Raw genomic sequence first — 23,084 nt, 5'->3', positions numbered from 1 at the left:
GCAAGATGAACGCACAGGCGAAAAAAAGCCCCGGCGTACAGCATGCCGAGGCCCTTTGGTCCAATGTCCGCTTAAACCGGATTGGCCTTGACGAAGTTTTTGAACGTCGTATAGGCGGCCGTCTTCGTGACGCCATCGTTCTTGACAAGTCCGAAGCTGTCGTCGATCACCGCGTACATCATGATGGACTGGAGGTTGTACTTGTCCTTGGCCGCCTTGTACTGGGTCAGCGCCTTCGTGACATACGCGGATTGCTGAGCCGAGGTGTCCTTGGAGCCAGCCCAACCGAATTCGGTCAACCAGATGGGCACGCCGAAGGAATCCTTCAGGCACTGGAGCACGTCGAAGCACTGATTGTTGATCCAGCCGCAAGTGACGTCGCCGGAGCTTTCGTACCAGTGATAGCAGGTGAAATCCCAGCGGACCGTTGCCGCGCCGCCTACGCCGTTCGTCGTGCCATTCGGACTGGTACCGTTCCACAGCATCTGCAAGGCGCGGTGCGCCAGCGGAATGCCGACGCCCACACCGACCTTGATCGTTGGGTCGATGGCGCGAACACCATCGATCATGCCTCGGAGCACGCCCCGGAAGGCCGGCCAAGCCGAGGGATTCCAGTCGGTCGTGAGGCTGCCATTGCCGCCCGAACGCACGTTCACATCCAGCTCGTTACCGCACTCGATGTACTTGACGAGGCCCTTCAGTACCTTCGTGACGCTGGTGGCAAGGTCGTAGCCCAGCGTGTAGGACGCCGACTCGCTCATCGAAACGGTCCAGCCGATCGACGGAGGATTCAGCACGGGCAGGATGGAAACGCCGCTGTTCTTGAACGCGCCGTTCAACGCGCTCGCGAGAATGCCCGCCATGCCTGCGGTACACACGTCGGCGCGGTAGTTCGTCACGCCCAGATCCTTGAGGATCGCGAGTTGCGCGGCCGCCGACATGGTGTTGTAGATGCTGCCGGTGCCCCAGGCCATGTGACCGTTGATGCCGTAGAACAACGATCCGCTGCTGGTGCTGCTGGCAGCAGTCCCGCGCGGATCCGTCGTACCGATGTTCGTCCACGAGCTACCGTTCTTGTACCAGGTGCCCGACGAATTCTTTGCGTAGATCGTGCCGTTGTAATACACAACGAGAATCAATGCTGCGGAAGAGCCGGTCGACACGCTGCTACCGTTCTTTGCCACGTGGCCATTGGCGAGGGTCCAGACAGCGCCCGAGCTGTCGGTAATAGATGCTGCCGGGGGCATGGCCGTCCCGCTCGCAGAAGCGGATTTCGACACACCCGTTGCAACGTTTGCGACGTCGCCCGCCGTGCCACCCGTGTCACCGCCACCGCCGCAAGCCGCCAGCGCAGCACTGCCAGCGCTGGCCGCCAAAAGCGACAAGAAATTTCTACGGGACACACGTGCGGTCGTTACGCGCTCGATGGAAAGTTCGTTCTGCTTGCCGACGTTGGATTTGGTAGACACGGTAAAAAGGTGTGCGTGGAATAAGAGCGACGGAGTATAAATTCCACATTTCCCTCAAGACGTTTCAAAATGTAACATACTATGAAAAAGGTAAATATCCGCTAAATTCATATCGTAAGCAGAATACAAGATCACAACCGCGATTAGAAATGAGACGTTTCTTCGCACTGCACACCGCAGCCGCGCAACAGAGAAATTAGGGACGGCGTAATTGAGTAAGGATCGGCTTCCAACAGAGCGGAAGCCAGGAGAAAGCAGTAAAAAGTTCGTTCGCTCGCGCACGTCGATGCATCGGAAGGGGCATGACCTGGTAGCGGATTTCTTACCGATCTGGACGGATGTGAAGCGCGGATGACGTGGATGTCAGTGCGCTTTTCCAAGTTGGGCACTGCGCAGTGGCTTGCGCTGCGCTGGCTTAAGCGTCACAACGCAGTACTATTTCGGTCACGTACCGAGCGTCGTGAGTGTCCCGCGCGTTTCGTATTCCTCATATTTTTCGAGGACGCGTACTGCAGCGCTCACATCGCTGCATCCCTTCAGTAGATGCGGATGGGCAAAGTGCCCATCCGCGCGCTGTATGACCCCGCCCCTGCTCTGCAAATTTGTGCTTGCGTTGTTGAGGGGAGTCGCCGACGCATCCAGGAAAGGAGGCGTCGCAGGTGCTGACACAGAGGAATTCATGTATCCGAAACTGGTTTCTGTGATCTTCTACATGTTCTTCACCTGCGTGATACTGAATCCGCGCGTCAACGGATTCACAATCTACTTCTATCTGTTCATTCCCTTCTTCGACCCGAAATATCTGCGCTTCCTGTCTGCTACCGCGCGCAGTTGGAGCGGCCCTCTGCTCGTCGCCGTGGCGGTCAGCCTCATTGGTTCGCCAAGTGTCGCAGCGCGAGTCGTATCCATCGCAATCTGCATTGGATACCTGATGTACACGGTTGGCCGCCGCATCTGCTATCTGCACCACTGGATGATGATCAACGTGGCGTTCGCGATCGTGCAATTCGCGGCTTACTACGTCGACAGAGGGCTGGCAGAACAGCTCGGGCCGACAGCCTTGTCGAAGATGATCTGGGGGGAATATGCAACGCGGACGTACTCCAATTTCTATGAACTTTTCTACTTTGCACGCGCCTCCGGATTCTCCAGAGAGGCGGGCTTCTTCTCGTCCTTGCTTGTCGCATCGCTGATCACTCACCTGCTTACTCAGAAGATCAATAAAAAGATCATTGCGATGTATTGCATTGGGCTGTTCCTCTGCTTCTCGAAGTCGTCATTTATTCTTTTCATCTTCCTCGCCCTCTTCCCGCTTCGTAACAGGCTGCGCCCGATCCATCCCCTATTCGTCTTCATCGCTTTCTTCGGCGTAGTGGGCCTGGTCGGTGTCTATTTGGGAAGTCACACGTTCTATGGCTCAACGACTTTCTCGCACCGTCTCGGCGGGTATCCTTTCATGCTCGACGCGAACCTGGAGGACCTGCTGGGTGGCGTCACTTCGGATGATGTTCGCTCGCGCTACATGTACATGCCGAACTTCCGTCTAGTCGAATATGAGATTTCCTCCGGCGTTCCATTCGCCGGACTGCCTGCAACCATCGCGGAGATGGGACTCTTCAGTGCGCTGCTGCTGTTTGGCGTCATCGCATTCACGGCGAGCGACGGGTTCGTCATGCTGCTGCTGCTGTTGATCACATCGACGGTCAGCATCACTACGGTCACCTCGTTCGTGGCGATCGCCTACTTCGTCCTTTACTGGCCGAAATTCGCGGCTTATCGCGCAAAGCGCTCATGGCTCGTGCAAAGCCACTTCACGCTGACGCCTTGCGACGTCCCCGATTCTCGACGGACGAAACGCCTCAGCCTCGCATGCGCGCCCTGGAAGCGCAAAGTGCTCGTGGTGGCAGGTCCGTCGCCGCGCTCGGGAAAGACGTATGTCGCCGTCAATCTGGCCGCCGTTAATGCCGCGGCTGGCAGACGCGTTCTGCTCATCGATGGCGACTTGCACCGCGGCCGAATTGCGCATCTGTTCGGGATCTCTGGCCGTTGCGGACTTGCGCAAGTGCTGGACGGGCGAATCGACGTGGAGCGCGTTATCCGCACGGTCGATACATGTGGCGTCGACGTCATCTGCGCAGGAGGAACGATAGCCAGTCCGACCGATCTGCTTGGAAATGGGCGGCTGACCCGAATGCTGCGGAAAGTGGCATCGAACTATGACCTGATCATCATCGATACACCGGCGATGCGCTCGGTCGACGATGCCTCTCAAGTCGCGCCGCTTGGCGGGTCCACGGTACTGGTGGCAGAACGCGACCTTGGTAGCCAGGATGAACTCGACGAGGCAGTGAAGTGGCTCGACAGGATCGGCGTATCAGTCGCTGGCGTGATATTCGATCCGATCCCGCGACCGCGTCAGCAAGGAACACAAGCCAGCGTTCGCGAATGGAGCGTGGCGTAGGTTCTCGTCTATCGGCTCGGCGCGCGCTGCTCAGCGGACATCGTGGACCGCCCTGCTCGCGAACTCGCGTTCCGAGAGAACGCACTTCGAAGCATGAGGACAAGCTGACTTGGCGCACAGGGATTGCTCTCGCAGTGGACTGCTTGCCACATCACTATCTAAATACCAAGTCAAAGTACGGGGTCAATCGTTCAGGTCACTGACGCTGCGTCGGTCGCCTCGACATACCTTGGAGTGACAAATGGCCTTCGAGCAACCGCCGGTTGATTACACGAAACCATTGCTTTCCATCGTTGTTACCGCGTACAACGTCGATGGCTATATCGAGGAAGCGCTCGAATCCGTGCTCACCCAACCCTATATCGATGCGCTAAGAATCATAGTCGTAGACGACGGCTCTACCGATTCCACGTTCGCCGCTGTACAGGCGATCGTCGAACGTGATGGCGGACGCCACGTCCAGATCATCCGCCAGAGCAATCAAGGCGTTAGCGCAGCGCGGAATGCCGGTATCGATGCGGTCCGAACGCCGTATGTCGGCTTTCTCGATGGCGATGACATCTATCGCGAGAGCTTCGCGCGCGAAGTCGTGCCGCTACTCGCAGACGCTCGCTGGGATATGGTGGAGTACAACGTCGAGATTATCGATGACGACAGCCGCAAGCTCGAAGAGATTGAACTGGTGAGCGCCTCAGAGGGTGGCGAATGTACGTTAGACCCCGACGCACATCTACGCTTCGCCAATCGATTCCATACGTTCGTCTGGGCGCGTGTGTTTCGAATCGATCTCTTTAGGGACAGGCAGTTTCCCGTAGGCCGGCATTACGAAGACATGGCGATCGTGCCCGCGATCCACCTTGCGGCGCAAAACGTCTATCGCGTAGGGAAGTCTCTTTACGGGTACCGTCGCCGCTTTGGCAGCATTACCCAGCGTTCCGCTGTAAGCGATATGGTCGATCTGCGCGACATCGGCCTCGAAGCACTTGCGCGCTGTGACGGTAGTGCATCGGACAAATTCTGGCTAACTGTTTTCGGAAAGATATTCTGGCGCGCTCGTCATGTATGCGCGAGGGTCGACCGCGCATCGTTCAGGCGCGCGTCCGATATCTTGCGAGCAATGGCCGGGGATTATCAGGCTGCGGTGCGCAGTCTCGCTCCGCGCTCAGATCGAGAGGTCGTCGAATTGGAGGCGTTCGACTTCGCCGTTCGAGTCGATCGATCGTTACATCAAGTGAAGGGCGTCGCGAAGATGATCTTAAGGCGCCGGCTCGATCATCACCAGCGCGAACGGCGTGTCGACCACTAGGTCGGCAGGTAAGGAATCTTCAATCTAGGGGACCTATCCTCGGAGTTCTGAGAGAACAATCCGGCTACGCACGCGAAGGATGATGCACGGCGCCCCCGTCGAATTCTTAGCGCCTGTCGCCGTGCAGAAGAGGCTGATTCATCAGACGCCCCCACTCGTAATCCATGCTGTCAGGAGTCATCGGGAAGACGCCTGCCCCCGGCGTGAAAGTCAATTCGCCGAAATAAATCCGCTCGCCGATCGTATACAGATCGACGCGCACGTATTCGAAGTCCCTGGCAAGCGACGTGGCCACCGAAAGCATTCTCTCGAGACTTTCTGGGCGTGGTGCCGGTTGCGGGCTGCGCGCGTAGTGACCGATGTCGACGTCGAGGCGGTTCCAGTTCGCGTCGTACATGTCGCCGCGCGGATGCTCTCCGAAGCGGTCGGAGATCACCGCAATGTACACGGTAGGCTTCGCTCGTCCTCGACCGAAAAAGCAGTGGAGCTTGATATCCGCAGGGATGATTCCACTCGGCTCGACGAGCAACTCCTCGAAGAAAATGCGCGGTTTGATGGTGCGGTAATGGCGTTCGCGCGCAACGCGGTAGAAATCGGTTGCAAGCCAGCGCTGCGCGAGCCGCTGAAGCTCCTCGAACGATGACCTCGACTTGTCGCGGACTACCTCGACGAAACCGCTGCCGTGATTCGCCTTCATCACGAACGCGGAGGGCAAGGCGTCGAACACTTCGCGTGTGAACGTAGGCGGACTTGCGATGAGCGGTATCAGGAACTCCTCACCGATTGTGCGGCGCACGTAGTCGCGCACGGCAATCTTGTCAGTAAGTTCTACAAAACGGGCGTCCGGGTGGAGACAACGCTGCAGAATTTTCTCGTTGAACGTGGTCGGACGCCTCAGATTCGGAAACCTGCCCACCTTCCGCCGGTGCGCGATCAGCAGGTACGCGCTGTCCGGCAGGTAGTCCAATGCCCGCTTAACAAGAGTCTTGCCGATTGCCATCATCACTCTCCAGTGTGATATGCCCTTTCAAAGCAGCTTTTGAACCATGAGCGCAGCATCATAACGAATGCAAGGCCTCCTTTCCAGATCATTACGTAAGTTGAACTGAGTCTTGCACGAGCTTGCTCATCAGTCCAACGCGACATTCAGGCCTTCACCTCTTACGTGCACTGATTCATGGTGGCACGGGCACGAACCACGCACGCGCCAACCAAAAATGCAACCGTGGCAAGTTTGCACTTACGTGCGGCAACGCACAAATGAGCATACGAAACGCGGCTTATATTCTTTCCATCACCCAACGGACACGATCCATCTTGAAAGACGGGTCCGTTTCTCGTGCGATGCTGGACGCGAGCGCAAACGTCAAACAGCTGCGATCGCCGATGAGTGCATCCGCCCTGATTACTCGCGAGACCTGAAGCGGTCAAGCTCTGACTTGCGCTCGGTTATCGCTTTCTTTCTTAGTTGTACATAGCACACGACACATGAGCCGCCAAACTATTTCTCGACGCGCCTTCCTCGGGGGCGCTGCATCGACCCTTTCCTGGGCTGCGTTTCCGTATATGGCCAAGGCCGCGACGGCATCTTCGGTTCGGATCGAGTGGCAGCAGTACAAGCTGACCCCGCAGTATGCGTCGTTCCTCAACGCCGTTCGCTCAATGATGGCGAACACGAATGCTGCCGACCCGAATTCATGGCAGTACTGGACCAATGTCCACGCGAACTACTGCCCGCACCGGACGCCTTATTTTCTCGCGTGGCATCGCGGTTATCTCTACTACCTCGAACAGCAGATGCGGCGCGTCTCGGGTGATCCCTCGCTGACGCTTCCCTACTGGGACTGGTACACGAACCCCCATATTCCGAGCGAGTTCACGGACAAGGCCACCGGCAATCCGCTCTACTGTCCGCGCGTCAATACGAACGTCTACGGCGCACTCGATCTTTCGCCGTTCTCGTCGTCTGTCGTGAATTTCCAGCGGGGAACGGCCAACTCGTTCGAAGAAGCGTTCGAAAATGCGCCGCATAATCCGGTGCACGACATCATCGGGAATTCAATGGCGACCATGCAGTCGCCGCGCGATCCGATCTTCTATCTGCATCACGCGAACGTCGACCGGCTCTGGCATGCCTGGGCGCTTCCGGACGGGCGGACAATGCCCGCGCCGACTTCGTCGTACTGGGCCGGCACCTTTACGTATGCCCCGGGCCTCACCATCAACAAGGAACAGACGTATTCGAACCGTTCGCGGCTCGGTTACGACTATGCGAACACGGCGCGGCCCGTCGCGTTGCCGCCTCAGGCGCAGCGAGGCCGCATCATTCGCGTACAGGCGCAGATCCCGCCGATCAAGACGCGTCCGCCCGTTGCCTCTTTCGCTGCGTCGCCGGCGCGGTCGATTGCAAACGGCCGACGGTCCATTGGCGGCGTAAAGGCCGTCGTGCTGCGAGAGCACTCGGTGAGCGCGCGCGTGGTGGCCGAAGCGAGTTCGGTGAAGCCGCTGCAAGACATGCTCTCCGCGACCGCCGACATCTACGACGCAGCGGCAAGAAACCTGCCGAACGCGGCTTCAAAAGGCAATGGCAAGAGCAGTCAGTACAAGTCCATCAAGATCGTGCTCGACGATATTTCGCTCACGAGCGCGGGCGCGGCGGGCGGTTACTTCTATAACATCTATCTCAACTTGCCGGACGGCGTCGATATCGACGAGGTGCGTGCAAAGCATTTCATCGGTACGCTCGGGCCGTTCGAAGTCGCCGCAGCCGCGCATCACGGGATGATGATGATCGACTTTCCCGCTACGGCCGCGATGCTGAAAACCGGCGCCGGAAACGGGCGCGAATATGCGATTTCGCTAGTTCGCGTGGACGGCGGCGCTGCGCCCAAAGGCGACGTGATGACGGTCGGCGAATTGCGCGTCGAGTTGACCACCGAAGCGCCGTTCATTATTTCGCCGTCAGCGCCGCAAACAGGCGGCGCTTACTGAACGATGAGCCACTCCTGGCCAATGCACGCGGGCTTCGCTCCTCGCGTGCGGCCGGGTTTCATCGTGCGGCGCAATTGCGAAGCGATGCCATGCAATCGAGCGCCCGCCCAGCGGTCTTTGACCTGGGCGGGTGCTTGCATTGATCGAGGCGTCAAGCAAAGGCATAAGAAGGGCATGCCGTCCTGCTGCCTGCTTTCCTTTGAGTCTTCTTAGCTTCATTCGAATTGCCAGTTTATTGCGACAAAGCGAGCCGCTCTTTCCCGCGATAACGTCGCCAGCACCGGACAGTTCAATGCTTCTCTCATGCCGAACATCGCATAGCGTGCGCTAACGGTCTCGTCGTAACGGCTGCGTCGCCGGCCGGCGCGTTCGCGACGTGCCAAGCAGCCATGTTAGCGGCGCTAAAGCCGTCATCAACGCGATTCGCGGCTTCTCGACCAGCTAGCGAGCCTTGAGGCGCAGCGCGGGCTTCTCGACCCAGTGCCATGAAAGATAAGCGAGCGTCGACTTAACGGCTGCGGCAACCGGCAGGCAGTGCCACACGAATCACTTCGCCGAGGTCGCCAAAACGAGCGTTTGCTGCACGTGGGAAAGCGAAGACATACGCGCCGTAGGGAGTCGCCGAAGCGCCCAACACTGCGCACGACAAGCGTCGATGCCGTTCTGAACGCAATGACGAGAAACGGCCAGGCAACCCACGCGGCGAGCAATTGATGACCCGCCAGCGCAAGAGCCGCCGCAGCAATCGAGACGACGACGCCAACGGCGAATCGCCGGTCCATTCAAAGAGTGCGCAAAAGATAGAGGCAAACGCCGGTGCGCAAAATGAGTCCGGATTCGTTGATCTTTTGCGGCTTGTTTGTCTCTACGTGATAGACGCCGAAATGGTAGATGGATGAACCGAGCGCTGCCGCTGCAACCAGCCACCGATAACGCATCAGTCCCACGACTGCCATCGCCAGAAGGATGAGATACCAGTGGACTTCGAGCGGCACGCTCCACAACGAACCGTTGACTGCGCGCGGGAATGGCAATGCTTCGAAAACACCCGGCAGATCAAACGACGACCGCATCGTGAGCCATGAGAAATAGGCGTAGGTTTGCGAAGAATGGAAATACGCGCCTACCGGAAGCGTCGAAACGAGCGGGCCGAGGACGAACTCTCACAGAGGCGCAAGGCGTTGAGCGGAGCGAGGCGCTGAAGCATCACGGTGCGTTCGCGGATGTGGAGGGCCGGATCATCGTACAGCCCTGCGCGTGTGGCGGGCGCGGCGGTGTCCGGGCGCGAATTCTTCGATCAGATGAATAGACGTGCGTTCGCAACGTCGGTCTTACGAAAACGAAAGGCGACGCCTAGAATCAATGGACCGTCTCCCTCACCGCTCGTGCAAGAGGGCATCTCATGCTGCAGCCATTCGCGTCCTCGGAGCCGTTCACGATCGGCGTCGAACTCGAAGTCCAGCTCGTGAACACGCACGATTACAACCTCACGAAAGCGACGACAGAGTTGCTCAACCGAGTGCGCGCCGAGCGCTTCGTGGGCGCGATCAATCCGGAGACGACGGAAGGCATGATCGAGCTGTCGACCGGCGTGTGCACTAGCTTCGATCAGGTGCGAAGGGAGTTGCAGGGACTTCGGGACACGCTTGTCCGCGCGGCGGATTTCCTGAACGTGGGCGTCTGCGGCGGAGGCACCAACTTCTTCCAGAACTGGTACGACCAGCGTTCTGACGGAAGAGAACGATCGGAATATTTGATGGGGCTTTACGGCGCGTTGTATCAGCAGTTCACGATCTTCGGCCAGCACGTGCACGTGGGCTGCCCTGATCCGGACTCGGCGCTCGTGCTGTTGCATTCGCTTTCGCGCTATGTCCCGCACTTCATCGCGCTGGCGGCTTCTTCTCCGTTCGTGCAGGGCAGCGACACGCAGTTTCAGTGCGCCCGACTCAACTCTGTGGCGCCGTTTCCGTTATCCGGGCAAGCGCCGTTCGTCACGCGGTGGGCCGAGTTCGGAGAGTATTTTGAGCGCATGACGCGCACGGGTCTCGTCAAAACCCTGAAGGATTTCTACTGGGACATTCGTCCGAGTCCGGGTTACGGGACGATCGAGGTGCGCGTGATGGATACGCCGCTGCGCGTCGAATGGGCCGCCGCGATCGCCGCCTATATTCAGGCGCTATCGCGGTATTTGCTGATCGAGCGGCCCGCCCGGTTGAGCGAGCGCGACTACGAGGTATATCGAACCAACCGGTTCATGGCCTGTCGCTTCGGGCTGGATGGAGCGTGTGTGAATCCGGAAACGGGGCATCGCGGGCCGGTACGGGACGCGATTCTTGCCACGCTCGACGTCATCGCGTCTCATGCGCGTGCGCTCGGCGCGGAGGAAGGCCTCGATGAGGTCAGGCGCATCGTCACCGACGGTTCGAGCGATGCAACGTGGCTGCGCCGCGTCTACAGCGCGCATCATTCGCTGCACGAAGTCGTGCGGCAGCAGTGCCGGATATGGCGCGGTGCGCACGTCGCGTGACAAGGAGTGTCGTCGATGCGGGAACAAAGCGTAAGCCTGAGCCGACGCGAGCGACGATAACCGCGCTATCGGGTTGAAGCGCCTCGATCAGCGAGCGGGTGATCTGATGCTTAGTGTGCGTCGAATGCGTCGAGAAAGGCGCTGTGAATGAGCGTTTCACGTTGCGTCTCTGTCTGGCACCACCATTGAACCAGTACGCGCTGATAGCGCCGAGTTCCTGTCTACAGCGGCACCAGTGACGGCGATGGCTCGAGCCGAACAACGTGTCTGGGATATGCGAACGGCGCCAGCAATCCCACACTCACGCGATGGGACATCAATGGGCAGGCGTATGGCGAAAAGCATTGCGAGCCCGAAGCAATCCGTCATAGGCTGCCGCCCGAACTGATAACTCGCCCCTCCGCGACCCGGGCTTGAATCGCGCAATCCTGATAGAAGTAGTCTTTCACCGCTTCGTGGACGAACACGCGAACGCCCCCGTTCGTTAGCCCAACAAAATTCCAGAAGCAATAAGGGTTCTGGCTGCTTGCGCGGCCCTTTTTAGCGTCCAACACTTCACGAATCAATCCAGCTCGCCAGATAAGCGTCCGATATACCGGACCGCTTCAGCCCTTCGAAGGAAGTGGTCGCGAACGCAAAGCCATGCTGAAAGCGGTTTCCCAATGCAACCCCGAACAGGATCCGAACATGAAGCTCGCCACGAAGGGCGCCAAGGCCACCTTGCTGTTTGCCGCAACCGCCGTGAGTGGACTGCTCGCGCTCTCCGCCTGCACGAAAGTGGCGACGCCCGAGCAAAATCCAGCGGCAGCGGCGCCTGCATCGACACTTCAGGCCGTGCTTCAGCGCGGCACGCTGCGCGTCGGCGACTGCCTCACGTTCGCGCCGTTCGGCTTCTACGACAAGGACGGAAATCCGGACGGCTACGACGTCGACCTCGCCAAGGAACTCGCCAAGCAAATGAACGTGAAGCTCGAAGTGGTGAACACGACGAGCGCGAACCGCATCCCGAACCTGCAAACCGCCAAGGTCGATGTCGTGTTCTGCAACTTCACGCGCAACCTCGAACGCGCGAAAGTCGTCGAATTCACGGCTCCGTACGTGGTCGCCAGCGAAGCGATGCTCGTGAAGAAGAGCAGCGGCATTCAGTCGGCGAAGGACATGAGCGGGCGCACGATCGCCACGGTGAAAGGCTCGACCAATGGCGACGAAGTCCGCTCGATGGGCATCCCCATCAAGATTCAGGAATATGACAGCTCGCAGGCGGCCATTCTCGCCGTCAAGCAGGGCCAGGCCGATGCCATGATCGAAGACAACAACTTCCTTGCCTATCAGGCGAAGCTCGATCCGGAACTGGCCGTGACGAACGAAGCGCTCGTGCCGCTCGAGTACAACGCGTTCGGCGTGAAAGCGGGCGATCAAGCGTGGCTCAACTATCTGAATCTTTTCCTGTTCAACATCAATGCATCGAAGCTGAACGCGCAGTTGTACAAGAAGTGGTTCGGCGCCGATCCGAGATACCCGCTCAACCCGCAGTTCTGAAGCGGAGGCGCAGATGAGCTATCAATGGCTGACTCTATGGGGCTACGTCCCCGAGTTTCTGAAGGCCGGCTGGCTGACCTTGCAGATCACGCTGCTGTCGTTCGTGCTGGCGCTCGCGCTCGGCCTGATCGCGGCGCTTGCCAGCATGTCGCCGTCGGCCATCGTACGGTTCATCGCGCGCGCTTACGTCGAAGCCATCCGCAATACGCCTGTGCTCCTGCAGATTTTCATCGTGTTCTTCGGCTTGCCGTCGATGGGCATTGCGCTCGATGCCTATTGGGCCGGTGTCATCGCGCTGGGCGTGAACGTGGGCGCGTATCTGTCGGAAGTGTTTCGCGCGGGCATGCAATCAGTGCCGCGCGGACAGATCGAAGCAGCGGGCATTCTCGGGCTGCAACGCGGGCAGATTTTCAAAGAGATCGTGTTGCCCCAAGCGGCGCGTGCGGTGTATCCGGCCATCGTCAATTATCTGATTCAGTTGTTGCTCGGCACCTCGCTGTTGTCTGCAATTGCGTTGCCCGAACTTACCGGCACCGCGACCGTCATTAATTCCCGCACGCTCTTGTATGTCCAGACGTTCGCGGTCGTGCTCGTGGCGTATCTGGTGCTGAGCAACGTCCTCTCGTGGATTGCCAGCCAGCTCGGCGCACGCATGTTTCATCCGCCGCTGATCGTGAGGCCGGGTGCGCGCCGGGGCGGATTCACGCTGCGTCGGGCGAACCGTGCATGAGGGATTAAATCATGTCACTCGAACTGCTGAAAACCAGTCTGTCGATTTTGCTGCAAGGTCTCGTGACGACGCTGCTGTTGTCTGTCGCGGCAATCGTCGGCAGCACACTCATCGGCCTCTTCGCCGCCGTGTTGCGGTCGTTCGGGCCGTGGGGCACGGACCGCATCGCCAAGCTCTATACGGAGCTGTTTCGCGGCACGCCCGTACTCATCACGCTGATGTTTATTTATTTTGGCGTGTCGTACTTCGGCTATGCGATCGATGTCTTTGCAGCGGGCGTAATCGGCCTGAGCGTTTATCAGGGCGCGTATATCGCGGAAGTATTTCGCTCGGGCATCGAATCAGTGCCGAAGGGTCAGTGGGAGGTCTCGCAGATTCTCGGTCTATCGCGCACGCAGGCCTTCGTCTCCGTCGTGTTGCCGCAGACGGGACGCATCGTGTTGCCGCCGCTCGTCGGACAGTATCTGTCGCTCATCAAGGATACGTCGATCGTCAGCATGATCGGCATGTCCGAGCTGATGCACGGCGGCCAGGCGATCGTGGATCGCATTGGCGAGCCGGTGCAGATCTACGGACTCGTCGCGCTAATTTATTTCGTCGTGTGCTTCCCGCTTTCGCAATGGGTGCGCCACCATGACCGCCGGAGACTCACATGAGCGAACGCATTCCAAACGACCCCGTCATTTCGCTGTCCGGCGTGAGCAAGGCATTCGGCGCGACGCGCGTGCTCAACGAGATCACTCTCGATGTGCGCCCGGGTGAAGTGCTCGTGCTGATCGGTGCATCGGGTTCGGGCAAGAGCACAGTGCTGCGCATCATGGCCGGGCTTGAGACGACGGATTCCGGTGAGGTGTGGGTGAACAAAGTGCCGTTGCACGACCCGAAACGCGCTCGCGAAATTCGCGGCCACGTCGGCATGGTGTTTCAGCAGTTCAACCTGTTCCCTCATAAGACCGCGCTCGGCAATGTCACCCTCGCGCTCATCAAGGCGCGCGGCATGTCGGCCGCCGATGCCCGCAAGCGCGCAATGGAAACGCTCGACCGCGTGGGTCTCGCGGACCGCGCATCGCATTATCCGAGCCAGTTGTCGGGCGGACAGCAACAACGCGTCGCCATTGCGCGAGCGCTCGCGGTCGAGCCCGGGATCATGTTCTTCGATGAAGCCACGTCCGCGCTCGATCCCGAACTCGTCGGCGAAGTGACGGAAGTGATGCGCGGCCTGGCGCGCGACGGCATGACGATGGTCGTCGTCACGCATGAAATGGGCTTTGCGCGCAAGACGGCGGACCGCGTCGTGTTCATGGACAAGGGCGTGATTGCAGAGCACGGCGATCCGGAGCAGATCTTCGTCAACCCGTCGAATGAGCGCACGCGGCAGTTTCTCAGCCGTGTGCTCGACCATTGAAGGGTGAGCAAATGGCAGTGACGGAATCGTCGCGCGCGCGGGGCGTTGACCGTGTCATCGATATCTTCAGGAAGCTCCATCACGCGCAGCGGCCCATGACGATGCGCGAGCTGATCGAAGCGACCGGCGCGCCGCGTTCGAGCATCTACGAACTCGTCGCCATTCTTGCCGAAGTGGGCTGGCTCGAAACATCGGTGGATGGCAGCGTGTTCTTCGGACGCGAGATGCATTATTACGGCTCGGATTACGCGACGCACAACGATCTTATTAGCCGCGCGCATCAGTCGATTCTCGCGCTCGTGCGCAAGTACGACGAGACCACGCAGCTGTGCATGCTCGAAGGGAACAAGTACACGGTGGTGTTATCGGAGAACAGTGCGCGGCCGTTCAACATCAGTTCCGATATCGGCGTGCGCGTGCCGATTCCGTGGACCGCGACAGGACGCCTGCTGCTCGGCCACATGAACGCCGACGCGATCCGCACACTCATTCCCGCGGATGATTTCGTGCTCGACAACGGCGTGCGTATCGATTTCGATGAATTCATGCGCGACGTGCAGACCGCGAAAGAGCTTGGCTTTTGCTGCACGGAAGGCTTGTCCAACGCGTTCCGGCTCTGCATGGCCGCGCCCGTTCGCGACCGCGCGGGTGTGCCGATCGCCGCGCTGTGCTTCATGACGGGCCGCGATACGGACCCCGAACGCCGTCAGTCGATGCTCGACGATCTGCTTTATTCGGCGCAGGCGCTTTCGCATCGCTGATATGGACACATGGCGCAAGCGCATCGATGAACTGGAAAGGGACAACGCCGCGCTCAAGGAAGCGAACGATATTCTCGTTCCAGCTATGGCTAACCGCAGCCGACTAACGAATGCGCGTGTCTAGCGATGAACTCGGGCAGTCGATGGAAGCAGAGATGCTGTCGATCCTGACCGCGGACCAGCGCCGGCAGTTGAACAGTATTATTGACAAGCTGGCCGAGGAGTTTTGCAGATCGGCCAAGGGATAGAACTGAGATAGAGCGCTTCGAGCTCGGGCAAAGGACTGTGCTATTCAGGCCGATCTGCATGACACATGGCGACGGAAGTCGGGCGACGAGAGATTCTTGCGACTCGCGAATGCGCGCTACTCGTCGAGCGGCAAGAGCGCCAGCAGCAGGCGCCGCAACTCGCGGCCTTCGGCTAGTGTCAGCTTCGCGGTCAGGGTACGCTCGACTTGTTCGACACGCGGCAGCAACGTGGACAACGTCTTCTTGCCCGCCGGCGTCAGGAACAGCACGTAGCTGCGCTTGTCGACGGGATCGTCGGATCGTTCGATCAATTCATTCCGAACCATGCGTGCGACGAGATCAGCGATGGTCGAGCGGTCCACGTCGAGTTCGGCGCCGAGCTGGCGCTGATTGACACCCGGTGTCCTCTGCAAGATCTCGAGCGCCGCGTATTGGACGCTCGTGATTTCGGTGGACACCTCCCGCTGCCATACAGCCAAATGCCGCTGTTGCGCGCGGCGAACCAGACTGCCGGTGAATCTGGAAGGCGCGTCGGGGTGATTGAGTTTGGGCGGCATTGTTCAGCGGCTCTGCGAAATGGAATTCGTCCGAAAGATGGGCCGCAGGAACGCATTGAGTTCGTCAAAAGCGTCGAGCGGAAGCACATGCGCGACGTATTGATCCGGACGAACGACGACGAGCGCACCCCGTTCGCGGTCGATACCGCGCTCATCGAAGATATCAGCCGATGCGTCGCTCGTGAATGCCTTCTCATAGTCAATGAGCCCATATCGACCCTTGCGCGGCAACAACGACGCATGCAGATCCTGCAGCCGCACTTCGCGATGCGGCTTTTGCAGCACGGCGCGCAGATCGAAGACGCTGTCCGCATCGGCACCGTCCGGCGTGCCGAGGCGCACGATCGATTCATGCGACATGGTGAGATGATCGCAAAGCGCATCGAGCGCTTTTCCGCTCACGTCCGAGAAAGCGTATAGACGCCAGCGGCCATCGGCGCGCGCCGCGTGACCGAGGTGCATCTGCTTTGCATCGGCGATGCGAACGACGGGCGACGAATGAAAGCGCGTGCCGATCGTGAAGCCGCTCGCGAGCGATTGATGCGTCGGTTCGCCGGTCAGTGCTCCCGGACGATAGCGCGTGGCCACGCCCGCCGTGTACCGGCCCGCGCGTACGAAATACGCCTGAAGTTCGGCCGGATCCACACCGCCGGCCTCAGGACGAGCGGGGTCTTTCGGCGGAGCGGCCATCATCGCGGACCATTCTTTGTCGAACTCGATCAGTTCCTGCGCGACAGGCTGCCGTTCATCCGAATACGTGCGCAGCAGGCTCGCGTCGCTGCGTCCCTGAAGGACTGCTCCGAGCTTCCAGCCGAGATTGAAGCCGTCCTGCATCGAGACGTTCATGCCCTGTCCCGCCTTCGCGCTGTGCGTATGACACGCGTCTCCCGCGATGAACACGCGGGGCTCGCGCGAGCTGCCGTCGGCCGCGACTGCATCGTCGAAACGCCCGGTCAGGCGTTGACCCACTTCATAGACCGAGAACCACGCGACTTCTTTGACGTCCAGCGAGTACGGATGGAGGATGCCTTGCGCAGTCTGGACGATGCGCTCGACGGTGGTCTGCTTGATGGTGTCGCGATTCTCCGCCGTGACTTCGCCTAGATCGACGTAAAAGCGCACGAGATAGCCGCCTTCGCGCGGAATGATGAGCAGGTTGCCCTTGCTCGCCGACTGGATCGCGGCCTTCAGGCGGATGTCCGGGAAATCGGTCACGGCAAGTGCATCCATCACGCCCCACGCGTGATTGGCGGCGTCGCCATTCAGCGTCTGCCCGATTGCCGTACGCACGCGGCTTCGGGCGCCGTCGCAGCCCACTACATAACGCGCACGCACGGTGATCTCTTCGCCAAGCCGCGCCGCATCCGTTCGACGCAATGTCACGCGCACCGGATAATCGCCGATGTCCTCGCGCGTCATAGCGACGAATTCGAGGTCATAGTCCGGTTCGAGCCGATGCGAGGATCGGCGCATCAGATCGAGCAGGTACTCTTGCACGCGCGCCTGATTCACGATGACGTGCGGAAATTCCGACAGACCTGATTCGGTATCCTGAACACGTCCGGTACGCCGGATCGCGCCACGGTCATCGGCGTCCGGTCTCCAAAAGACAGTTTCATTGACCCAGTACGCTTCGCGCAGCATGCGCTCGGCGAGTCCAAACGCATTGAACATCTCGACCGTGCGGCAGGCGACGCCATCTGCCTGTCCCATCAGCAACGGCCCCGACCGACGTTCGACGATGCACGTCGTAACCGACGGGAACTGCGACAACTGAGCCGCGAGCACGAGCCCCGCAGGACCGCTGCCGACGATGAGCACATCGACCGCATCGGGCATGTCGAGCCGGGGTGCGCCTTCGGCGGCCGGTTCGATCATCGGGTCGTCCGTGCGAAAACCGTTGAGATGAAATTGCATGGTGTCGTCTCCTGTTTAGCCCCAACTGTGTTGCCAACGAATATACTCCGTACACCAACTATTTCCAACAACTTATACACATCGCTAATGTTTACCCTGATATCGAGATGCGTTCGCTTCAGTGGCAGGCCACGCGTATGAACTCGGGCACGGGAACAACTTTCACGCGCCCGTCGGCATCCTCGACGATTAGCGCGCGTGTCGCCCGGTCTTTGCATATCAGCGTTTCGCCGCGCATGATGCGATGGCTCCGGATGAAGACCTTGCCGCGCCATCTGATCGATCTGCTGGAAGTAAAGCGAAATCTGCCGCAGATTCCAAGGCTGAAAGGAGCCTTAAAAGCGCGTACTCTCGGCGCGGCCGGGACTACTTTGCCGCATCGTACGTTTCTTCCGCTCCGGAGTCTGTTTAATCAGTCCGCGCTGATCGTTGGGCAGATCGCCCGATCAGGTCCACGCGCGGTGAGCGCCAGTGCTGGCGTCGAGCGAAACTACGGCATCGACCGGCCCAATTACTGACTTTCGCGGCACCACTGCCTTCAAGCGAGAACCAGGTTCCGCACGCACGCGATACGCGCAAACTCACTTCGACTAACCGCTCGATAGTCATATTCTTGGTCAACGACACTTTTACGCTTGCACCGATTGATGTGATACACGGGATAGCTTCTCTTGCACGTCGAGAATGGGAGCGCTCATGCCGGCGAGACCAGGATAAAGACGAACTCAGCTCCGTCATATGCGCTACAGGGCTTGTATGTGCTGCCCTCAGTACAAGTGCGCGCCTCATTCCATCAAAGCCGAGTCGGCCATTCCCATCTTTGCCGCGAGTTCTGGTGGGGATCACAGCCGACGATCTTCCGTCGCAGGGTCGCTTAGAATTATCTTTTCCGCACTCCCCGAGGCCAATCATGCGCTCATGGCGGCTCGATCGTCCCAACCTCTCCGGCCATCTGGATCTGTCACGGGCGACGAGCCTGGTATCGGCCGTGGGATCGAACGATGCGAATGCGTTCGCTGCGGAAGTCCTGAAACTCCTGGGAGACGCCGCAGGCATATCTCAGTGCACTGTCTTTGCTTACGAGTTCAACAATCGTCCTCGGACGGTTTCGGTTGCAGACCACCGTGGCGGTCGATATCTGAGCAACGTCGCAGATACCTATGCCAAGACTTTTTATGCATTGGACGGAAATCAGACGATTATCTCGTCTGCCCGTCCCCAAAAGCTCGACTCGGCCGTGCTGCTTCATCAGCAGGCCGTCGAAGACATCTTGCACGAAGGGTATCGAGCGGCTTGCTATCACCAGCCGGATGTTTCGGGCCGACTCTCCGTTTTGCTACAGCCCTCGCACGATATCTGGCTCTCCGTCAATCTCTATCGCGACCGCAGGCGCGGCCATTTCCACGCGAACGAGATTGCGCTGATCGAGGCGTTCGCGCCGCTCATCGCCCAGACCAGCAAGCATCATTACGCGCTGTCCGGCCAGATTCAGTCCGGCATTCCGCAATTGATGTTGGCGCGTATTCGAGGAAGCTGCCCCGAGTTGTCGAAGCGCGAACTCGATGTCCTATGCGGCGTTCTGGAGGGCCGTACCGCGAAAGACATCGGCGAACTCATGGGCGTCAAAGCATCTAGCGTCGTGACCTATCAAAAGCGGGCCTTTCGCCGCCTGGGTATTTCGAGTCAACGTCAGTTGTTTGCCTTGTGTCTGGCTACCAGCCGAGAATGATCACGCGCGGCGTCATCGCTCTGACCGTGCCGGTCTTCTGCTTGCCTGACACCAAGGGTTTTTCCTAACCCATCTTTACCCGTCGAGAGTACCCATTTTGGGGACAGCGCGCACGGGCGAATCTCCATACTCCACTCATCGCCATGCCTCGCCGTCCTGACGAGCCTGACGCGATTGCATTGAGTGCTGTGGCGCTCGACATAGAGCTGAGTCTGGAGGCGACCTGTATGAAAACGACGCCATTGGCTGGCCGCGATCCGCTTCCCGGCGTTCCGGCAGACGGTGCAGGATCTGGCGATTCGCTGCGAGAGAGGCATGTGATCGCCAAGGTCTCCCGGCACCTTCTTTGGTTTCTCTTCGTCCTCTTCTTTTTCTCGTTTCTGGACCGGATAAACATCGGTTTTGCCGCCCTTACCATGATGAGGGATCTCGGCCTCTCCGGTGTACAGTTCGGTCTGGCGACCACGCTGTTTTATATCGCCTACATCGCGTTCGGCATCCCCAGCAATATTGTCCTGGCGCGCATCGGCGCGCGGAAATGGATTGGGACCATCATGATCGCCTGGGGTCTGGCCTCTACCGCGACGATGTTCGCATCGAGTCCAGGAACGCTTTACCTGTTGCGAATCCTCGTCGGCCTGACCGAGGCGGGATTTCTGCCAGGCATCCTGCTTTACATGACGTACTGGTTTCCGAACGCATATCGCGCGAGGGCCAACGCTTTGTTCATGATCGCGATGCCCGTCACGGCCGCGGTCGGCTCCGCACTCTCGGGATACATTCTGGCGCTGGATGGAACCCTTGGCCTCAAAGGATGGCAGTGGCTTTTTTGTCTCGAAGGTCTGCCTTCGGCGATCTTGGGTTTGATCGTATTCGGCTATCTGCGCGATGTCCCCGAGAAGGCGAACTGGCTCACCGCCGATGAGAAGCGCACGCTTTCGAAGACCCTCGCGGCCGATCACAACGCCGACGCCGTGCAGCATGCGCCCGCCATCGAAGAAAGAAGCCTTCTCAGCGAGCTCCTCTCGCCTACGGTCCTCAAATTTGCCCTCGCTTATTTCTGTCTGGTCAATACGCTTGCAATGATCGCCGTCTGGACGCCGCTTATCGTCAAAAGCTTCACCGCTGACGCGAGCAACCGGACCATCGGGCTGCTGGCCGCGATCCCCCAAATCTGCACGATCGTTGCAATGATCTGGTGGGGAAGACGCTCCGATCGCAAACAGGAGCGCAAATGGCACCTGATGTTGCCGATGCTGCTCTCCGCTGCGGGCTGGGTTTGCACCGCCAATTTCATCAACCCGGTGATTCAGATGTCGGGCATCTGCCTGGCGTCGGCGGGATCGTACACCGCCATGTCGATCTTCTGGACCACTCCTGATCACGCATTGAGCTTCCGGGCTCGTGCCGTCGGTATCGCAGTGATCAACGCGACCGGCAACATCGGCTCGGCGCTGAACCCGCTGGTCGTGGGATGGCTCAAGGATCTCACGCGTAGCTTCTCGGCCGGATTGCTCTATGCAGCGGCATTGCTCGTAATCGGCGCCCTCGTGGTGGCAGTGCTGCCCGTTCAGGCCAGGCGCTCCCGCGACGCGGATTTATCTGGCAACGCACGGTAGTGCCGATTGCGGGCCTGGGTGAAAACTCCGATGGCGTGATGGCAGCATCGAGGCGCAGCTCATGCAAACCCCTGCCCACCGCTTACAGGATTCGTTAAGGAGCGAACGATGGAATTCAAAGCTTATCCTTTCACTGCAAAGAAATACGCTGGCCAGGTGCCCAGTCTTGACAACGGCATCGAGACAAAGCGGCATGCAGTGACGATCGTCGGCGGCGGCCCTGTCGGACTCGCCGTGGCACTTGGCCTCGCCAATCACGGCGTTCCCTCCGTATTGATCGAAGCCGATGATTCCGTGTGCCATGGTAGCCGGGCCATCTGCATCTCGCGTCGCAGCCTGGAAATCATTGAGCGTCTCGGTGCAGTCGACGACTTTCTGAAGACCGGACTGCCGTGGGCCGGTGGGCGAAGCTTTTATCGCGACACCGAAGTCCTGCACTTCGAAATGCCGCAGGACGACAACCAGAAGCTGCCTCCGATGGTGAACCTCGCGCAATATCACATCGAACAGTTTCTCCTCGACGCCGCACAACGTAAGTCCGATCTGATCGACATCCGCTGGCAGACCAAGGTCACTGCGATCGAATCGCGCGTCGATGGCGCCACGCTTCGCCTTACTACGTCCGAAGGCGACTATTCGCTCTGCACGGACTGGGTTGTCGCCTGCGATGGCGGGCGCAGCACGATCCGTGAGGCATTGGGCCTGCAACTCAAAGGAACGAGCTACGAGGGTCGCTACGTCATCGTGGATATCGAGCTCGAAAGCGAGCGGCCGACCGAGCGTCTTGCCTATTTCGATCCATCGTCGAACCCGGGCTCGACTGTGCTGGTCCACAAGCAGCCTGACAATGTCTGGCGAATCGATTACCAACTGCGTGACGGCGAAGACGCCGAACAGGCAGTCAAGCCCGAAAACGTCATGCCACGGGTGCAAAGCCTGCTGGACATGATGGGCGAACGTGGCGCCTGGGCGCCCATCTGGATCACGATCTACAAGGCGAACGCCTTGACGCTGGAAAGCTATCGTCACGATCGCGTGCTGTTTGGCGGCGACGCCGCCCATCTTGTGCCCATTTTCGGCGTGCGCGGCGCGAACTCAGGAATCGACGACGCAGACAACCTCGCGTGGAAACTGGCGTTCGTCGTCCGTGGCCTTGCATCCGAAGGATTGCTCGACAGCTATTCAGACGAGCGCGTCTTTGCCGCCCACGAAAACCTTAGCTACGGTACCAAGAGCACCGAATTCATGGCGCCGCCGTCATTCGCTTTCGAGTTGATGCGCAAGGCCGTATTAAGCCTGGCGATCAAGCATGAACGCGTGCGCTCTCTGATTAACCCGCGGCAGACTTCGGCCATCAGTTATACGGAGTCGCCGCTCAACACGCCGGACGCACAGTCGGGCGCGTTTGAGGCGGGCCCTGCGCCGGGAAACGTGCTGCCCGAATGCCCGTTGACCATCGTCGAGGACGGCAGCGCGAAAGAGGCTCATCTGACGGACTTGATCACTCCCAGTTTTACCGCTCTGCACTTCAGTGAAGACGGACGCGTACCGGTGGGGTTCGCCGAACTCGAAGCAACGCTTCAAGCCAAAAACCTGCCTTTCAAGCTGATCTCCGTGACGTCGCACCTTCACCCCCAGACGAGAAACAATCATAACTGGGACCATACAGGTCGGCTTTTCGCCATGTACGACGCGAGGCCCGGCACCGTATATCTGGTTCGTCCGGACGGCCATGTACTGGGACGCTGGCATATGGCAACGGCTGAAGACGTTGCAGCCGCCGTCCACCACGCCCTTAAAATGTGATCACGAGACCGGTAAAGGA

General features: G+C 59.4%; 19 protein-coding genes. 14 read left to right on the top strand and 5 right to left on the bottom strand.

Going from position 1 to position 23,084, the window contains the following annotated elements:
- Window positions 1-71: 71 nt before the first annotated feature.
- Entirely contained in the window at window positions 72-1,469 is a 1,398-nt protein-coding gene (locus LDZ27_RS24810; protein WP_244818338.1) for a glycosyl hydrolase, read from the bottom strand.
- 679 nt (window positions 1,470-2,148) lie between these two features.
- On the opposite strand from LDZ27_RS24810, the gene LDZ27_RS24805 reads away from it, so the two are divergent.
- Together LDZ27_RS24805 and LDZ27_RS24800 are read left to right on the top strand one after the other, a co-directional pair.
- Complete coding sequence (locus LDZ27_RS24805; protein ID WP_244818337.1) at window positions 2,149-3,930, top strand: CpsD/CapB family tyrosine-protein kinase; 1,782 nt, start codon at window positions 2,149-2,151, stop codon at window positions 3,928-3,930.
- A gap of 241 nt (window positions 3,931-4,171) precedes the next feature.
- Window positions 4,172-5,236 (top strand): glycosyltransferase, encoded by a 1,065-nt coding sequence (locus tag LDZ27_RS24800; protein WP_244818336.1) that lies wholly within the window; start codon window positions 4,172-4,174, stop codon window positions 5,234-5,236.
- A 106-nt stretch (window positions 5,237-5,342) separates the two neighbouring features.
- On the opposite strand, the gene LDZ27_RS24795 is transcribed toward LDZ27_RS24800, so the two are convergent.
- Entirely contained in the window at window positions 5,343-6,236 is an 894-nt protein-coding gene (locus LDZ27_RS24795) for an ATP-grasp fold amidoligase family protein (protein WP_370653496.1), read from the bottom strand.
- A 662-nt stretch (window positions 6,237-6,898) separates the two neighbouring features.
- Here LDZ27_RS24795 and LDZ27_RS24790 point away from each other — a divergent pair.
- On the top strand, window positions 6,899-8,227 hold the full coding sequence (locus LDZ27_RS24790) for a tyrosinase family protein (RefSeq protein WP_244818334.1): 1,329 nt from the start codon (window positions 6,899-6,901) through the stop codon (window positions 8,225-8,227).
- A gap of 782 nt (window positions 8,228-9,009) precedes the next feature.
- Here the strand turns inward: LDZ27_RS24790 and LDZ27_RS24785 are convergent.
- Window positions 9,010-9,300, bottom strand: a complete 291-nt coding sequence (locus tag LDZ27_RS24785) for a hypothetical protein (protein WP_244818333.1) — start codon at window positions 9,298-9,300, stop codon at window positions 9,010-9,012.
- Between the two features lie 329 nt (window positions 9,301-9,629).
- Between LDZ27_RS24785 and LDZ27_RS24780 the strand changes: the two genes are divergently transcribed.
- The 7 genes from LDZ27_RS24780 (at window position 9,630) to LDZ27_RS28895 (ending at window position 15,437) form a co-directional block, all read left to right on the top strand.
- Entirely contained in the window at window positions 9,630-10,754 is a 1,125-nt protein-coding gene (locus LDZ27_RS24780) for a YbdK family carboxylate-amine ligase (protein WP_244818332.1), read from the top strand.
- 687 nt (window positions 10,755-11,441) lie between these two features.
- Window positions 11,442-12,293 (top strand): transporter substrate-binding domain-containing protein, encoded by an 852-nt coding sequence (locus LDZ27_RS24775; protein ID WP_244818331.1) that lies wholly within the window; start codon window positions 11,442-11,444, stop codon window positions 12,291-12,293.
- 13 nt (window positions 12,294-12,306) lie between these two features.
- Window positions 12,307-13,023 (top strand): amino acid ABC transporter permease, encoded by a 717-nt coding sequence (locus LDZ27_RS24770; RefSeq protein ID WP_244818330.1) that lies wholly within the window; start codon window positions 12,307-12,309, stop codon window positions 13,021-13,023.
- 11 nt (window positions 13,024-13,034) lie between these two features.
- Complete coding sequence (locus LDZ27_RS24765) at window positions 13,035-13,679, top strand: amino acid ABC transporter permease (protein ID WP_244818329.1); 645 nt, start codon at window positions 13,035-13,037, stop codon at window positions 13,677-13,679.
- Window positions 13,676-14,428 (top strand): amino acid ABC transporter ATP-binding protein, encoded by a 753-nt coding sequence (locus LDZ27_RS24760; protein ID WP_244818328.1) that lies wholly within the window; start codon window positions 13,676-13,678, stop codon window positions 14,426-14,428. Before LDZ27_RS24765 ends, LDZ27_RS24760 begins: the two co-directional genes overlap by 4 nt.
- 11 nt (window positions 14,429-14,439) lie before the next feature.
- On the top strand, window positions 14,440-15,189 hold the full coding sequence (locus LDZ27_RS24755) for an IclR family transcriptional regulator (RefSeq protein ID WP_244818327.1): 750 nt from the start codon (window positions 14,440-14,442) through the stop codon (window positions 15,187-15,189).
- A gap of 116 nt (window positions 15,190-15,305) precedes the next feature.
- Window positions 15,306-15,437, top strand: coding sequence for a hypothetical protein (locus tag LDZ27_RS28895; protein ID WP_255751470.1), 132 nt, complete (start codon window positions 15,306-15,308; stop codon window positions 15,435-15,437).
- Between the two features lie 116 nt (window positions 15,438-15,553).
- Here the strand turns inward: LDZ27_RS28895 and LDZ27_RS24750 are convergent, their stop codons facing one another.
- Window positions 15,554-15,994 carry a MarR family winged helix-turn-helix transcriptional regulator gene (locus LDZ27_RS24750; RefSeq protein WP_244818326.1) on the bottom strand — a complete coding sequence of 147 codons (441 nt, stop codon included), beginning with the start codon at window positions 15,992-15,994 and terminating at the stop codon, window positions 15,554-15,556.
- A 3-nt stretch (window positions 15,995-15,997) separates the two neighbouring features.
- Window positions 15,998-17,911 (bottom strand): FAD-binding monooxygenase, encoded by a 1,914-nt coding sequence (locus LDZ27_RS24745; protein ID WP_244818325.1) that lies wholly within the window; start codon window positions 17,909-17,911, stop codon window positions 15,998-16,000.
- 137 nt (window positions 17,912-18,048) lie between these two features.
- Between LDZ27_RS24745 and LDZ27_RS24740 the strand changes: the two genes are divergently transcribed.
- From LDZ27_RS24740 to LDZ27_RS24725, 4 genes are all read left to right on the top strand, one after another.
- Window positions 18,049-18,429, top strand: coding sequence for a hypothetical protein (locus LDZ27_RS24740; RefSeq protein ID WP_244818324.1), 381 nt, complete (start codon window positions 18,049-18,051; stop codon window positions 18,427-18,429).
- Between the two features lie 392 nt (window positions 18,430-18,821).
- Complete coding sequence (locus tag LDZ27_RS24735) at window positions 18,822-19,640, top strand: helix-turn-helix transcriptional regulator (protein WP_244818323.1); 819 nt, start codon at window positions 18,822-18,824, stop codon at window positions 19,638-19,640.
- A gap of 227 nt (window positions 19,641-19,867) precedes the next feature.
- Entirely contained in the window at window positions 19,868-21,259 is a 1,392-nt protein-coding gene (locus LDZ27_RS24730; protein WP_244818322.1) for an MFS transporter, read from the top strand.
- Window positions 21,260-21,367: 108 nt separating this feature from the next.
- Window positions 21,368-23,065 (top strand): FAD-dependent oxidoreductase, encoded by a 1,698-nt coding sequence (locus LDZ27_RS24725; RefSeq protein WP_244818321.1) that lies wholly within the window; start codon window positions 21,368-21,370, stop codon window positions 23,063-23,065.
- Window positions 23,066-23,084 lie beyond the last annotated feature (19 nt).

The organism is Caballeronia sp. Lep1P3 (genome assembly GCF_022879595.1).
Classification (GTDB): domain Bacteria; phylum Pseudomonadota; class Gammaproteobacteria; order Burkholderiales; family Burkholderiaceae; genus Caballeronia.
Note: the sequence above shows the minus strand (reverse complement) of the source record. Positions and strands in the feature narration are given on the sequence as shown.

Bases quoted from the DNA above. Each gene is read 5' to 3' on its own strand.
- LDZ27_RS24805 (WP_244818337.1), top strand. From the start codon at position 2,149: ATGTATCCGAAACTGGTTTCTGTGATCTTCTACATGTTCTTCACCTGC.
- LDZ27_RS24800 (WP_244818336.1), top strand. From the start codon at position 4,172: ATGGCCTTCGAGCAACCGCCGGTTGATTACACGAAACCATTGCTTTCC.
- LDZ27_RS24795 (WP_370653496.1), bottom strand. From the start codon at position 6,236: ATGGCAATCGGCAAGACTCTTGTTAAGCGGGCATTGGACTACCTGCCG.
- LDZ27_RS24790 (WP_244818334.1), top strand. From the start codon at position 6,899: ATGATGGCGAACACGAATGCTGCCGACCCGAATTCATGGCAGTACTGG.
- LDZ27_RS24785 (WP_244818333.1), bottom strand. From the start codon at position 9,300: ATGCGGTCGTCGTTTGATCTGCCGGGTGTTTTCGAAGCATTGCCATTC.
- LDZ27_RS24780 (WP_244818332.1), top strand. From the start codon at position 9,630: ATGCTGCAGCCATTCGCGTCCTCGGAGCCGTTCACGATCGGCGTCGAA.
- LDZ27_RS24775 (WP_244818331.1), top strand. From the start codon at position 11,442: ATGAAGCTCGCCACGAAGGGCGCCAAGGCCACCTTGCTGTTTGCCGCA.
- LDZ27_RS24770 (WP_244818330.1), top strand. From the start codon at position 12,307: ATGAGCTATCAATGGCTGACTCTATGGGGCTACGTCCCCGAGTTTCTG.
- LDZ27_RS24765 (WP_244818329.1), top strand. From the start codon at position 13,035: ATGTCACTCGAACTGCTGAAAACCAGTCTGTCGATTTTGCTGCAAGGT.
- LDZ27_RS24760 (WP_244818328.1), top strand. From the start codon at position 13,676: ATGAGCGAACGCATTCCAAACGACCCCGTCATTTCGCTGTCCGGCGTG.
- LDZ27_RS24755 (WP_244818327.1), top strand. From the start codon at position 14,440: ATGGCAGTGACGGAATCGTCGCGCGCGCGGGGCGTTGACCGTGTCATC.
- LDZ27_RS24750 (WP_244818326.1), bottom strand. From the start codon at position 15,994: ATGCCGCCCAAACTCAATCACCCCGACGCGCCTTCCAGATTCACCGGC.
- LDZ27_RS24745 (WP_244818325.1), bottom strand. From the start codon at position 17,911: ATGCAATTTCATCTCAACGGTTTTCGCACGGACGACCCGATGATCGAA.
- LDZ27_RS24740 (WP_244818324.1), top strand. From the start codon at position 18,049: ATGAACTCGGGCACGGGAACAACTTTCACGCGCCCGTCGGCATCCTCG.
- LDZ27_RS24735 (WP_244818323.1), top strand. From the start codon at position 18,822: ATGCGCTCATGGCGGCTCGATCGTCCCAACCTCTCCGGCCATCTGGAT.
- LDZ27_RS24730 (WP_244818322.1), top strand. From the start codon at position 19,868: ATGAAAACGACGCCATTGGCTGGCCGCGATCCGCTTCCCGGCGTTCCG.
- LDZ27_RS24725 (WP_244818321.1), top strand. From the start codon at position 21,368: ATGGAATTCAAAGCTTATCCTTTCACTGCAAAGAAATACGCTGGCCAG.